Origin of the sequence: uncultured Cocleimonas sp. (genome assembly GCF_947495625.1) — a bacterium.
Classification (GTDB): domain Bacteria; phylum Pseudomonadota; class Gammaproteobacteria; order Thiotrichales; family Thiotrichaceae; genus Cocleimonas.
Window position 1 is genome coordinate 46,670 of record NZ_CANLZW010000019.1, and the last position, 14,564, is coordinate 61,233.

At 39.9% G+C, this 14,564-nt stretch carries 12 protein-coding genes; 7 read left to right on the plus strand and 5 right to left on the minus strand.

From position 1 onward, the window contains the following. Window positions 1–42 precede the first annotated feature (42 nt). Complete coding sequence (locus Q1A31_RS11880) at window positions 43–1,305, minus strand: glycoside hydrolase family 26 protein (RefSeq protein ID WP_299876603.1); 1,263 nt, start codon at window positions 1,303–1,305, stop codon at window positions 43–45. Between the two features lie 292 nt (window positions 1,306–1,597). On the opposite strand from Q1A31_RS11880, the gene Q1A31_RS11885 reads away from it, so the two are divergent. The 3 genes from Q1A31_RS11885 to Q1A31_RS11895 all read left to right on the plus strand — a co-directional run bounded on the left by Q1A31_RS11885 (window position 1,598) and on the right by Q1A31_RS11895 (window position 3,028). Then, complete coding sequence (locus Q1A31_RS11885) at window positions 1,598–1,840, plus strand: CopG family ribbon-helix-helix protein (protein WP_299876605.1); 243 nt, start codon at window positions 1,598–1,600, stop codon at window positions 1,838–1,840. A 5-nt stretch (window positions 1,841–1,845) separates the two neighbouring features. Then, a complete protein-coding gene (locus Q1A31_RS11890; RefSeq protein ID WP_299876607.1) occupies window positions 1,846–2,151 on the plus strand; it encodes a type II toxin-antitoxin system RelE/ParE family toxin in 306 nt (101 codons plus the stop codon). A 346-nt stretch (window positions 2,152–2,497) separates the two neighbouring features. Beyond that, window positions 2,498–3,028 carry a hypothetical protein gene (locus tag Q1A31_RS11895; protein WP_299876609.1) on the plus strand — a complete coding sequence of 177 codons (531 nt, stop codon included), beginning with the start codon at window positions 2,498–2,500 and terminating at the stop codon, window positions 3,026–3,028. A 79-nt stretch (window positions 3,029–3,107) separates the two neighbouring features. Here the strand turns inward: Q1A31_RS11895 and Q1A31_RS11900 are convergent, their stop codons facing one another. From Q1A31_RS11900 to Q1A31_RS11910, 3 genes are all read right to left on the minus strand, one after another. Further along, complete coding sequence (locus Q1A31_RS11900) at window positions 3,108–3,683, minus strand: hypothetical protein (protein WP_299876611.1); 576 nt, start codon at window positions 3,681–3,683, stop codon at window positions 3,108–3,110. Beyond that, window positions 3,677–4,636, minus strand: coding sequence for an ATP/GTP-binding protein (locus tag Q1A31_RS11905; RefSeq protein WP_299876613.1), 960 nt, complete (start codon window positions 4,634–4,636; stop codon window positions 3,677–3,679). Before Q1A31_RS11905 ends, Q1A31_RS11900 begins: the two co-directional genes overlap by 7 nt. Before the next feature lie 249 nt (window positions 4,637–4,885). Beyond that, a complete protein-coding gene (locus Q1A31_RS11910) occupies window positions 4,886–6,667 on the minus strand; it encodes an N-acetylglutaminylglutamine amidotransferase (RefSeq protein WP_299876615.1) in 1,782 nt (593 codons plus the stop codon). Between the two features lie 310 nt (window positions 6,668–6,977). On the opposite strand from Q1A31_RS11910, the gene Q1A31_RS11915 reads away from it, so the two are divergent. From Q1A31_RS11915 to Q1A31_RS11930, 4 genes are all read left to right on the plus strand, one after another. Further along, entirely contained in the window at window positions 6,978–7,556 is a 579-nt protein-coding gene (locus Q1A31_RS11915) for a superoxide dismutase (protein WP_299876617.1), read from the plus strand. Between the two features lie 219 nt (window positions 7,557–7,775). Next, the gene (locus Q1A31_RS11920) at window positions 7,776–8,945 is read left to right on the plus strand and encodes an aspartate aminotransferase family protein (protein WP_299876619.1); all 1,170 of its coding nucleotides are present in this window, start codon (window positions 7,776–7,778) and stop codon (window positions 8,943–8,945) included. Window positions 8,946–9,014: 69 nt separating this feature from the next. Next, window positions 9,015–9,947 carry an ornithine carbamoyltransferase gene (argF, locus tag Q1A31_RS11925; RefSeq protein WP_299876621.1) on the plus strand — a complete coding sequence of 311 codons (933 nt, stop codon included), beginning with the start codon at window positions 9,015–9,017 and terminating at the stop codon, window positions 9,945–9,947. Beyond that, window positions 9,947–11,563 (plus strand): peptide chain release factor 3, encoded by a 1,617-nt coding sequence (locus tag Q1A31_RS11930; protein ID WP_299876623.1) that lies wholly within the window; start codon window positions 9,947–9,949, stop codon window positions 11,561–11,563. Before argF ends, Q1A31_RS11930 begins: the two co-directional genes overlap by 1 nt. Window positions 11,564–11,651: 88 nt before the next feature. Here the strand turns inward: Q1A31_RS11930 and Q1A31_RS11935 are convergent, their stop codons facing one another. Further along, window positions 11,652–14,420 carry an immunoglobulin-like domain-containing protein gene (locus tag Q1A31_RS11935; protein WP_299876625.1) on the minus strand — a complete coding sequence of 923 codons (2,769 nt, stop codon included), beginning with the start codon at window positions 14,418–14,420 and terminating at the stop codon, window positions 11,652–11,654. Window positions 14,421–14,564 lie beyond the last annotated feature (144 nt).

Here is a 14,564-nt window from a genome sequence, read left to right on the forward strand (position 1 = left end):
TCATATTTATTCTGATTTAGTCAGAAAATGACTTATAAAGAACTAATCTAAATTAAGACGTTGTTGGCGAAGTTTTTCTAAAACATCAGTGGGAAGATTTCTCATACCCTCTGCTTGTTTCTGGCGTGATTCAACACCCACGACATCAGGCAACTTACTCAACGCTAGCTCTTTATAATTATATGAAGACAAAGAAGAAGTAGCAGAAATTTTTGCTGAAATATCTGGGTTAGGCGGATTAAGCGGAACGAATTCACTCAAAATATTGGCATCTAAAATGCTCTCGTTGTATGCACTCAGACCGGTATTGGCTAATCCATTTCTAGCCGTTTCATTCAAAGACCAACTCAACTCTTTATTCACATTAAACCAGGAAACCGCGCGTATTGCGGGGTAGCTTTCGTGGATTCTCTTTAGCATATTGCTGATCCAAAGCTCTTTGCTTTCAACCGCATCTGAATCATCACCATATTGACCCCAGGCAGGATCAGGAAGGTCACTGGGTTCAGCGCTAGCCACCTCTGCAATCAAGATCGGTTTGTGTGGATAGTTATTTACCAGCTTCACATAAGCCGCACTAAAAACCTCGTCGAACGTTCTCCAACTAGACCAAGTGTAATTACTACCCCAGTTATAACCATCGAGACTGGTCCAGTCGACCACATCATCGCCCGGGTAATAAACTGTTATATCGTTATAGTCATCAGTATCCGTAGCACTTGCAGACCAAATCCACTCCACACTGTCATTCACCCCAGCGGCTTCAAATAAACCATGGATATGTCGCCAAGCCGCTTTGTATGCCTCAGGCTGATTTCCCCATGCATACCAATTCCCATTAAATTCGTGACCAAAGCGCAGTAAAATAGTTGGTCGACTATCTTTAGGATAACTATCGCGCCATGCTTTAAAATCAGTAATCCATCTATTGATATAACTGTCTTTCTCACCCATTGCAATCATACTTAATAAATCTTCATGACCTGAGTTGAAAGGCATCAAGGTAATCAAAGGCATCGAGCCACTAGCAACAATATTCGACGTTTGAGTCGTTAAAAAACTCCAATCCATCTCGAAGTTGGTATAGAGCGTAATGATGGACGTTTGTTTGTGGGTATCGGCCTTAAATTTCTCCAGAATATCTAATGACCAACCATCATTTTTAAGATAAGCACCCAGCATGATTTTAGAATCTGGCACATTCGGAGTTTTCGTATCAGTAGAATCAGACGACGCCCCACAAGAGACGATAAATATGCAGGTAAATAAAAAGAGAATAAGGTTTTTCTTATTGGATAGAGGCATAGCTTTTCTGATTTTTCCGTTTTATTAAGGTTAATTATCAAGAGTGAAACGTGCTACTCGAATAATCATATTAGGCACTTAACAGGAATAAAATCGGGAAAAGAAAACCTTGCGGGCAAAATAAATTAAATAGCAAATGAGTGCAAGTTTTAGGAAGCTAATTACGGTGTTTTTGGGAGGTATTCGATGAGTGGTGGGGATTTATTAAAAATATCAGTTACCACCTTTTTGATGTTTTTGTTAAACAGGCCTATAATCATAAGTAATACTTAGTAATACTTGGAGAAACGCCATGCCAATCACCTCAGTTGCAGTAAAACTTGAAGACGATATTAAAGAACGCATTCAACATCTTGGCGAACTCAAAGATCGCTCAAGCCACTGGCTGATGAAACGAGCGATCCTAGATTATCTTGAAAAAGAAGAACAGTTTGAACAGGAAAAACTAGAAGATAAAAAACGCTGGGAAACCTATGCAGAAACAGGCGAAGCGATCTCACACAAAGACATGAAAAACTGGCTAAAATCTCTCTAGACACTATGTCAAATAAAGAATTGCCAAACAAAGCATTAATCTGGTTGCCCGAAGCCAAAGACGACATTTCCCGCCTGCATGAATTCCTAAAAAGTAAAAATCCTGAAGCAGCTACAAGAATGGTGAATTTACTTTTAACTGGGGCGGATAGGCTAATAGACTTCCCAGAAATTGGAAAACCTATAGGTGATGAATTAAAACGCCGCGAGTTATTTCTCGCATTTGGGGCTGGCGCTTATGTAATACGATATATTTTGACTGAAAATAGCATTGTGGTAATACGTGTTTGGCATTCTCGAGAAATGCGATAGGTAATAAAGTTAAATGACACCCCCTACTTTTGGGCACTATTTCTAATTATGTTATGCAAAATGGGTGGTCGGATAAATACAGTTCCATCCGACATGACGATGATTATTCGGATACAAATGTCGGATGGCGTTCCTTATCCGACCTACGCGCTACCTAGGTTTTAGCTTATTTCAATGATATATATTTCTACCGCCTATCTGACAAATTCGTAGTGAGTCCGTCTTTGCGCTAATGTCATACGACTATTTTAAGAATTCGTGCTACATTTAAATATAATAATTATAAATATGCACAACGAAAACAATTAAAAGACCGATTCAGGATAAATTTAACTCCCTAAAAACAATGAAAAAACAGTGGCTTAAAAAACTGAAAGTACTGTTGCTATTATCCTTTGCGGTAACTGCATCTTTATCTTTGCATGCAGCAGAAGATTCTACAGAAATAGAGTTGAGTTATACTTATGTTGAGTATTTAAACTTTGTAGGTACCGCCGCTGGGGCTGCACGATATTTTAATCATGATGAAGTTATGCCCTTATCCAATAAAGGAAATCCTGCAAATAGAATAGGTCAAAAAGTTAATTTAGGAACGTTAGGCTTAAACTCAAACATAACGGGTGACTGTACTCTGGATTTTTCTACCCAAAACGATTTTCAGTTAGAACATACAACATCAGGAAAAGTACTGACATCTTATAGACTTGAATACAGAAATACTGAGATTACTAGCGGTAGTAATTTACAAATGATACTACCTTGCAGTTATCCTGTTAGTAATATTGATTTCACCACAACGGGAAAATACCAAAATAGCAATAAACCCAAAGCCGGGGTCTATCAAGATATCGTCAATATCACGGTTACTTCCCAATAAAGACTGCTTTTAGAAATAGAGTTATTTACTAATCAGGAATAGCATTAAACACCCCCCTACTTTTAGGGTGTTTTTGTTTCTAAACTCCTTCAAACAACTTTTGTAATTTTAATTTTAGTACATCAAAGTTTGTGTGGGAAAAATCAAATGGCGCGTTGGGATAACCGATATTATAAATTTGATTAAGAATGGCTTTATGATTTTCTTTTGATTTAAAGTCTGAACAATCTAAAAAAGCATTTAAACATTCTTTCTGTTCTTCAGGAATTGTTGAAAGTATTAGTGATTCTAGATACCCACATTTTTCATCAGGATCGCAAGTAATATAAATATCAGTACTGGCATTTAAGTCTAATTTATCAAGTGTTTTTTCTAGTTCAGTTTTTGTATTTTCAAAACCACCATACTTTTCATCATTTCCTTCAAAGTCGGCATCTAGAACAAAAAGTATCTTCTCAATTGATTCGTTTTTTATATTAAGCAATAACTCTTTATAATTTTTGTCATCCACTTTAAAGAAATTACTTTTAGTTCCCATCCCAAAAAATTTAACATTTTTTTCATCTAAACCAAGATTATCTAATAAAAGCAGTAGAAGTTCGTTATCGTGAGTTTTTTTTGCATTTCCTTCATGCAATATTGCAACTTTTACCACCCTCTTAACTCATGGTCTTGCTCAAGTGTATTGGTCAGCATTTCAGCATCATAAACACCTGCATCAATAGACCCATCTTTTAGTTTTGTTAAGATCGTATAAGTAATATTTTGATCTTGTAATTTATTGGCTGTTCTTTCGTAAGATTCAATGCATTCTTTAGAATGGGTAGTTGCAAAGACCTGCACATTAAGCTCTTTAGATAAGGTTAAAATAATATTCCATACATCATCTAGTATTGTGTAATGAAGACCATTATCTATTTCATCAATAAATAATTGCCCATTCTCCGAACTATATAATGATGAGATAATATTAATTAGATGCCGAATACCATCACCCATATCGCTAACTTCAATATATCTCGTATTCACTTTACATTGAGGAACATCTTCAATAACCTTAAATGACTCAATTCTTGAATCTACTTTATTCAAAAAATGATTTAGATATTCTTCTTTATCATTTTTCTGTAATGAGGAATAGTTTGCCATCAAAGCTCTATCGGTAGCCCCAAGACTACTCATAAATATTATATTTCCCTTGAAAACTTTTTCGAACGTAAAGTCCTTAACATTTATTGAAACGCTCTTATCCCCTATTGAAATTTTATATTTTTTAACGCCATCTTTACTATTTACCTTGAAAGAAGAACTTCTAATATTTGAAGTTACCGTTAGATCACTTGTTTTTTCTAAATATGATGTTAACTCTATATTGTTTAGTGATGGATTGTTTAATCGTTCACGACGATATTTAATGGAAGCAAGTGCAGCTGTAAAATTTTTAACATCTACTCCCCTTATATTCACATTACAAGCTTCCATTAATGCAGTCTTACCCACATTATTCTTACCTCCAATAAGATTTACACGAGCAAAACCAGATGCTTTAAATAGGTTAAAGCATTTAAAATGTCTTATCTCAATGTTTTTTATAAAGTGATCTGTCATGACTTCCTTTTATTTAACGTTTTTATGTATATTAACAAAAAGGAACTTAAGTTTTCTCATTATTATCCCAACCACTCTGTCCCCCAAGAGAACCATACTTATAATAGTAAGTTTGAAACTCTAAGCATTCAGATTTTGTTTCAGATCAAGGCTCACCGACGCACAGTGAGGGAGCATACGATAAGTATGTGACCGATCGAGCATCGGAGCAACGCCGAGCTGGGACAAAAGCTGAGTGCGAAACCGAAACTACAACCCGTTGTCTTGTAGCCAATATTCTAGTAGCGCCATGTGCCACAACTTATTACCCTGAATCCTAGTATGGTGTTCATCAGGAGCGCCTAAAAGCTTCTCCACATAAGTCCTTTGATAAATCCCTCTATCCTTACACTTCTGCGAATTCAGTATATCTTGCATAAATTCCAGGAACTCACCGCGTACGTATTTAAGCGCGGGTACTGGGAAGTAACCTTTCTTACGATCGATGACGCTATCTGGAATCATTCCGCGTGAGATTTCTTGCAGTACGTGTTTACCACCACTGTTGAGTTTCATGTGAGGAGGCATTTTCGCGGCGAGTTCTACCAGTTCGTGATCAAGGAAAGGTACACGTGCTTCCAGGCCATGAGCCATGGTCATATTGTCGACGCGTTTTACAGGATCATCGACAACTAGCATGGTGGTGTCAGCTCTGAAAACGGCATCAATAAAGGTATCGGCATTGGGTGCTTCCAATATGCTTTTCATTGTTTCTGCGGTGAAATCTCTGTCGATATATTTCGGTGTTAGCATTTCTGCCATTTCATCGTGATCTCTATCGAAATAGAATTGGCGGAAGCGTTCTAAATGCGTGCCTTTTGCCTTATTCATTTTATCGAACCAGAAGTAGCCACCGAATACTTCATCGGCTCCCTGCCCTGATTGCACTACTTTTACGTCTTTCGCGACTTGCTCTGATAGTAAGTAGAAACCAATCGCGTCCTGGCCGAACATTGGCTCGGACATATTCGCTATCGCTTCAGGCAAACGACTGAGGGTTTGCTCGTTTGGAATATGGATTTTGTGGTGGTTGGTATTGAAACGCTCTACCACTGCATCGGAGAATTCAAACTCACTGCCTTTTTCTTCTGGCTGATCGTCAAAACCGATACTGTAAGTTGGGATATCTTTAATGCCTATTTCATCGAGTAGTCCAACCAGTAGACTTGAGTCTAATCCACCTGAGAGTAATACGCCCACGGGTACATCAGATACATCATTACGACGACGGACTGCTACGCGCAGTGCTTCGTGAATTGCTTCTGTCCATTCTGCATCGCTACGTTCTTCTTTTGGACGCGTTGCATCTAAAGTCCAGTAACGGTTGAGTTGTTGCTCGCCGTTTTCTTTGATTAATAAGGTATGCGCTGGTTCTAGTTTACGAATACCTTTGAGTACCGTCATTGGTGCGGGTACTACTGCATGCAGAGTAAATTGATGATGCAGAGCGACTGGGTCGATTGATGTATCGATTGCAGCGTCATCATTTGATGCGAGTAACGCTTGGGTGTTTGATGCAAAGCGAAAGCCTTTGCCAGTGTTTGCATAGTAAAGCGGCTTGATGCCCATACGATCACGCGCGAGGAATAATGTCTTTTTCTTTAAATCCCAAATGGCGATGGCGAACATGCCGAGGAAATGCTTTACGCAATCTGTGCCCCATTCTGCATAGGCTTTTAGAATAACTTCAGTATCACCTGTAGAAAAGAAGGTATGGCCTTTGGCGCCAAGCTCTTTGCGTAATTCTGGGTGATTGTAGATTGTGCCGTTGAAGACTAATGCGAGGCTTAATTGCGGGTCAATCATCGGTTGATTGCCTTTCTCAGACAAATCTAGAATTGAGAGTCTTCTATGACCAAACGCTAACGCACCGTCGGAGAATGTACCGGCGTGATCTGGACCACGCTTTTCTAACTTCTCCATCATCGACTGGATGTGATCTAAATTCGGCAAGGTGCCGTCTAATCGATATTCACCACAAATTCCGCACATATTTTTGCTTCCATTTTCTTCCAAATTCAATTAAATGTAATTATAGAGTAAAACGATTGTTTAAAAAGTCACCCCCCTACTTTCAGGCACTTTTTTATAATTAATTTTTCTTAACATTAAAAATACTAAGAGCTATTGCTTTTCAAGGGTGATTTAAATAGTCTTACGCTGTAATAAGAAACCCCTGATCAAGTCCGTTTATTTACTTCTTTAATTTTAGTTAAGTTGTAACCGACTGAAGCAGGGCTTTCCCAAAAAAACGCGCTAGTTTTTATCTCAATCAATCTAATTACAATCAAAGGAATCTATCATGACACATGAATTACCAGGTTTACCATACGAAAAAAATGCTCTTGAGCCATACATTTCTGCTGAGACTTTAGACTATCACCACGATAAGCATCACCAGGCTTATGTGACTAACCTAAACAATTTGATTGAAGGCACTGAGTTTGCTGATAAATCATTAGAAGAAATCGTTACTTCTGCACCTGCTGGTGGCGTTTTCAATAACGCTGCTCAAGTTTGGAACCACACATTCTACTTTAACTGTATGGCTCCTAAAGCTGGTGGCGAGCCTACTGGTGCGGTTGCAGATGCAATCAACGCTGCATTCGGTTCTTTCGCAGACTTCAAAGAGAAGTTCTCTGCATCTGCTGTTGGCAACTTCGGTTCTGGCTGGACCTGGTTAGTGAAGAATGCTGACGGTTCTGTTGAGATCGTTAACACAACCGCTGCTGGCTGCCCACTAACTGATGGCAAGACACCTGTACTAACTATCGACGTTTGGGAACATGCTTACTACGTTGATAAGCGTAATGCTCGTCCTGCTTATGTTGCTGATTTCTGGAACCTGGTTAACTGGGATTTCGTTAATAGCAATATGTAAGACAACTGTCATAAACCTATAACAAGCCATAACAGGCTTGATATATTGACAAAAAAGAGAAAAGCGAGCAATATTGCTCGTTTTTCTGCAAAAGGGCAGCTTCTAGCTGCCCTTTTCTATTGCCTTTGTAACGCGCTTTAACCGCTAAACTTAAGTTATTTTCCAGTTAAGTCCAAGCTAACAGAATCGTGTTTTGGGTTGTAATATAGGAATATTATTGTGTCAGATTCATTAATGTCTACTTACGCACGTCTTCCAGTCTCTTTTGAGAAAGGCGAAGGTGTGTATCTTTTTGATTCAGAAGGTAATAAATACTTAGACGCGCTTGCGGGTATCGCGGTGTGTAGTCTAGGTCATGCGCACCCTCGTGTTGCGGATGCTATTGCTGATCAGGCACGAACACTTATTCATACGTCTAATGTGTATAACATTCCTCACCAGACTGAGCTTGGCGATAAGCTTTGTAGCCTATCTGGTATGAGCCGTGTGTTCTTTGGCAATTCAGGCGCTGAAGCGAATGAAGCGGCGATTAAAATAGCGCGTCTATTTGGTAAGAAGCAAGGCATTGATCGTCCTAAAATTATTGTGGCTAGTGGTAGTTTTCACGGTCGTACCTTAGCAACTCTTTCTGCAACGGGTAGTCGTAAAGTACAAGCCGGTTTCTCTCCATTGGTTGAAGGTTTTGTTCGTGTTGAATACAACGATATCGAAGCGATTCAAAAGATTGCTGAGAATAGTAGCGAAGTTGCTGCAATTTTAGTTGAGCCTGTTCAGGGTGAAGGCGGAATTATAGTTCCTGACGAAGGCTACCTAAGCAGTATCAGAAAAATCTGTGATGACAATAACTGGCTGATGATGCTCGATGAGATTCAAACGGGCATGGGCAGAACAGGAAAGATGTTTGCTTTCCAACATGAAGGTATTACGCCTGATGTGATGACTTTAGCCAAAGCACTTGGTAATGGCGTTCCCATTGGTGCGTGTTTAGCAGCGGGTAAAGCTGAAGAAATCTTCACTCCGGGAACTCATGGTTCTACTTTTGGTGGTAATCCTTTAGTGACGCGTACTGCGCTTGAAGTGATCAGTATTATGGAAGAGCAAGATATTCCGAATAAAGCAGCTGAAATGGGTAGCTATATGCTTTCTCAATTCAAACAAGCGCTTGCAGATGTCGATGGTGTTCAAGATATTCGTGGTCATGGAATGATGCTGGGTATTGAGTTGAATAAAGACTGCGGGGAATTGGTTGCTAAAGCATTAGAGAAGAAACTTCTCATCAATGTAACTGCACATAAAACTATTCGACTATTACCACCTTTGGTAATCACTAAAGATCAAGCGGATGACGTTGTTTCAACACTCGTTCCACTTATCAAAGAATTTCTTTAAGCTTACATAAAAAGCTATAGCTAACGCCAAATTAACGTTAACGGCGTACCCAAACAGAAGGTATTTATTATGTCTAAACTGAGACATTTTCTTACATTAATGGATTTCAGCCCAGAAGAGCTTCAGCAATTAATTGCTAGAGCCATTGAGCTAAAAAAGATGCAGAAAAGTGGTGAAATTTACGAACCGCTGAAAAATATGACATTGGCGATGATTTTTGAAAAGTCATCGACTCGTACACGCGTATCTTTTGAAACAGGCATGGTCCAGTTAGGTGGTCATGGCATGTTTTTATCTTCACGTGATACTCAACTAGGCCGTGGTGAACCACTCGAAGATAGCGCACGCGTTATTTCAAGCATGGTTGATATCGTTATGATCCGTACTTTCGGACACAATATTGTTGAAACCTTTGCGGAGAATTCACGCGTTCCTGTCATCAATGCATTGACTGATGATTTTCATCCTTGTCAGCTACTTGCGGACATGATGACGTATGAAGAACATCGCGGTAGCATTAAAGGTAAAACAGCAACATACGTGGGTGATGGCAACAATATGTGTCATTCGTGGATGAATGCGGCGAAACAGTTTGGTTTCCACCTGAATATTGCTAGCCCAAAAGGCTATGAGCCGAATGCTGAGCTTTTAGCAAAACTATCTGATCACGTAACATTGTTCAATGATATTAATGAGTCTGTTGAAAACACAGACTTAATCACAACTGATGTCTGGGCAAGCATGGGACAGGAAGAAGAGCAAAAAATACGCGAAAAATCTTTCAAATCCTTTAAAGTGGACTCTGCGGTAATGGCTAAAGCGAATAAGGATGCTATCTTCATGCATTGCTTACCAGCACATCGTGAAGAAGAAGTCAGCGCGAAAGTCATAGACGGCCCACAGAGTGTTGTTTGGGACGAAGCTGAAAATCGCCTACATGCACAAAAAGCATTGCTAGAAGCATTAGTGATTGGTTTACCAAACTCAAAAGAAGATTCTTAATGGCTAGTCATTCAAAAGAAGTCTCTTTACGACGCACGTTTGCGATTATTTCGCATCCCGATGCGGGTAAAACGACCATCACCGAAAAACTATTGTTATTCGGGGGTGCGATTCAGCTTGCCGGATCGGTAAAAGGTAGAAAAGCAGCGCGTCATGCGACATCTGACTGGATGGCAATGGAGAAAGAGCGTGGCATCTCGGTAACATCATCAGTGATGCAGTTTCCTTATAAATTAAATAAGAAACATCCGAGTGATCCTGATCCCATTATCAATCTACTGGATACACCGGGTCATGAAGATTTCTCGGAAGATACTTATCGTACACTGACTGCTGTTGACTCGGCGTTAATGGTAATCGACGTCGCTAAAGGCGTTGAGGATAGAACAATCAAATTAATGGAAGTTTGTCGTCTGCGTGATACGCCGATAATGACTTTCATCAACAAGCTTGACCGTGAAGGTCGAGACCCGATTGACTTACTTGATGAAGTTGAAAGTGTACTAAAAATACAGTGCGCGCCAGTTACCTGGCCAATCGGCATGGGTAAACGCTTGAAGGGTGTTTATCATATTCAAAATGATAAGGTCCATTTGTATGACCCAAATCATGATGGGAAAATCCTTGAAGGCGAAACTATTCAGGGCCTTGATAATCCACGCTTAGACGAATTGTTAGGTACGCAAGCCGAAGAGCTTCGTGATGAGATTGAATTGGTTCAAGGGGCAAGTAACGCTTTTGATAAGGAAGCTTATCTTGCTGGAAAACTCACTCCGGTGTTCTTCGGTTCAGCGGTGAACAACTTCGGGGTTGCTGAGCTGTTAGCAGACTTTGTTGAACATGCTCCTGCCCCACAACCTCGTGCGACAAATACACGTGTGGTTTCACCAAACGAAGAAAAATTCAGTGGCTTCATTTTCAAAATTCAAGCCAATATGGACCCGCAACACCGTGATCGCATAGCGTTTATGCGCGTTTGTTCGGGAAGCTTTAAGAAAGGCATGAAATTAAGCCATGTGCGTATCAAGAAAGAAGTAAAAATTCCTGATGCTCTGACGTTTCTTGCCGCAGATCGTGGTCACGTTGATGCCGCTTACCCAGGCGATATTATCGGCATTCACAACCACGGAACGATTCGAATTGGAGATACTTTCTCTGAAGGTGAGGAATTATTCTTCACAGGTATTCCGAGTTTTGCGCCAGAATTATTCCGTCGCGCGCAGTTGAAAGATCCACTCAAGATGAAGCAGCTACAAAAAGGTTTGGATCAGTTGTGTGAAGAAGGTGCGACGCAGTTATTTCGCCCATTCAAAAACAATGATCTTATTCTTGGTGCGGTTGGTGTATTACAGTTTGATGTGGTTGCCCAAAGACTTAAAGACGAATACAAAGTTGACTGTCAATTTGAAGGGGTTAGCGTACAAACTGCACGCTGGATTCATTGTGAAGATGAAGCCATGTTGGCACAATTCAAAATCAAAGCAGAAGCAAATCTATCAATAGATCATTCTGGTGAGTTGGTTTATATCGCACCTACACGAGTGAATTTACAGATGGCTATTGAGAAATGGCCTGATATTGAATTCTTATCAACTCGTGAACATGGTACTTATTAACGTAAAACAAATGCCCGTAAGTAGGGGGGTGACTTTCTTGGCTCTTAGTTAGCCTATGAAAGTCACCCCCCTACTTATAGCGAGTTTTTTATTTCTTAAATCGACGCAGTCTAGCTAATCCTAATAACGGAATAAGTAGGAATCCAAAACTACCACCACCGCTTGAACTGGTGCTTTTATCAGTCTCTACACTAGTGCTTGTGCTCGTATCTGTTACTGTATCTTCCTCATTATTTGTATCTGTAACAGGCACTTGATCATCGTGAGCTTCGACAGCCTCTACAACAACCGTTCTTTTTACTACCGTTGTATTTCCAGCTGCATCTTTCGCTGTATAGGTAATTATGTATTCCCCAGCTTTTGATGTATCTACTGCACCAATACCGGTAACAGTTACAGTGATGACACCATCAACATTATCTAGAGCGGAGGCACCTTCATCAACATAAGTAGCACCCGTTGTAAGAGTAATCGAACTCTCCCCATTGATCGCTATGACAGGGGCGGTAGTATCAGTATTTTCAACCACAACATCTGGAGTCTCTTCAGGAGCAGCCTTTATTACATTAACTTCACGAGTTTTAGATGTTGAATTACCAGCATCATCTTCCGCGTTATAAGTAATCGTGTAAGTTCCAACAACCGCTGTATTGACAGTGCCCGAAGTGGACACCGTCACAGCGCCATCGACATCATCGATGGCTGTTGCACCCTCGTCAGTATAAACAGACCCCTGAGGAATACTGACAGGGTTAACACCTTGCAAGGTAATAACGGGTGGCGTTAAATCCTCCGATACGCCAACGCCTTTTTCAATGGAGATATTACCTTTTGATATATTAAAGAATGAATTATCACTACAAGAAACCATCATTCTGGCTCCCGACATAGTAGGAGTAGATCCCGGAATTGTTAGTTGCTGGTTACCATCATTATCTGTATCCGCTAACAGCATGTTTTTCACGCCATTAGAGCGAATTAATTGAATGTCTACTTTTGCACAGTTTACTGGCGCTACATTGGTACTCGCAGTATTCCAAAGTACACTAATACTTTGACCTGTAGAAAGCGTCTCACTAGATGATTGCGATACGACTGAGAAGGTGCTGTGCGTATCAGTAACATTGATTTTTTTATCATCAGTTCCAATACCGCCATTGCCATCACGCACTACATAGGTAAAGTTTAATTCACGTGTAGTCTGTGGTAATTTTTCTCCAACGGTACTCGTATCAGCAAATAAGTCATTTAGATTTGGAATAAAGCGATCCTGTTCTGAACCTGGAAGAAGACTACGAATAATCGCATTATTTCCCATATCGACATCTACTGGCGATGCACTACCAGTATCTGTTTGATCCCAGGTATAACTCGAACCACCGGTTGATGAGCCATCCAAGAGAAACGGAGTGTTAGCGGGAATATTAATATCACTGCCAGCATTTGCTGTTGGATTTTGATTTCCCGTAGAGGTATTTGTACCACAAGTACTACCTAGGTCACTCCTTGTATATTCATTGATTTGACTAATACTGGCAAAATGAAAATATGCTTCTGAATTGTATTGAATATCATCAGAACCACATAAGCCACTGTATGACATTACAGTGCTTCCACTACCTGGCTCAACCGCAGTTTCTCCCGTTCTATTTCCACCGCCACAACCATTTTGAGTACTGTTGAATGTGTGACTTGCACCTAGTTGGTGCCCTACTTCATGCGCAACATACTCAATACTAAAAATTTCTCCCTGGGGATCAATAGTTCCAGTTGCTCCACCGGCTTTAATACCGCTGGTAATTCCATTTGAGGTATTTGCAGAGTCAAGACAAGCCACTCCAATGTAGGCAAGCCCTCCCAAAGAACCTTGCGCAAACACATGACCTAAATCGAAGTTTGAAAGCCCCATAGTAGAGGTCATATTGGCCATGTTTTCATCAACTAATGAGCTAGCGTTATTGTTTGTGTAAGGATCTGTCGCAGCTTCGGTATAGAGCATTTGCTCACCGCTAACTAACTCTAGGCGAATCCCTAAATCATTTTGATAAATCTGATTTACACGATTAACCGTTGTTACCATCGAAGCATAAGCTGAAGCAGGAGTTCCACCTTGGCTTGCTGTATATTCTGCCGTTCCAGCTGCGGCAAATCGATAGGTCTTTAGATCTAATGCCGGTGAACTTGCTAATATTTTTTGAGCAAGTTTTTGTGCAGATTCTGTTATTTTTGTGAATGAATTGACAGGATGATGGTCATGAACCTGACAATTAAACTCTGTATGAAAATGGTCTGCATTGTCGCGCTTACTTAAAGTACTATAAACATTTCCTGATTTATCAGCATCTGGGTCGATGTAAATAGTGTCTCCATCACTCATTACCAGCATTCCATGGAAACCTTTACTAGTGAAATCGATACGACCGGTAATCGAAGGATCATCAGCCCCAACAACTCGCCAGGTTTTTATCTCTGGATATTTTTCAGCGAGCTCTTTAGACAAGATTGGAGAGTTAAAAGCCTTGACCTTTACAAAGCTACCATCTGGTAAGGGCAAATCAATTTCGACTGAAGTTTCAGCAACGACATTGCTGTTATTACTGCTTTCATTCGCTTTAATATTTTTTAGAGATAGATCTTTTGATTGATTTAAACGATTTTGTAGCTCAACTTCATCAAGCAATAAAGAATGCTTTTTTAATGCTTTTATTGCAGAGAATTTATTTGCTGATGACAAGTTTGGAAAAGGCTGAGTTTGAGATTCCGAATCAGAATAATGCTGCCAAATTGAAGAATCTTGAGATTGTGCAAAAGCACTTGAAGTCGTTAATACACTGAGCGTAAAAATGATTTTTTTCATGTAATTATTTTTATATTTTTATTAGCCCTCATTTTAAATCACATCAATATTTCAACTTTTAAACAGACTAAAAGATACGTGTAATAATGAGAACTAGATTATCAAAGGGAGTTTGATTATCACATGAGAAAGCTGAACGGCAGC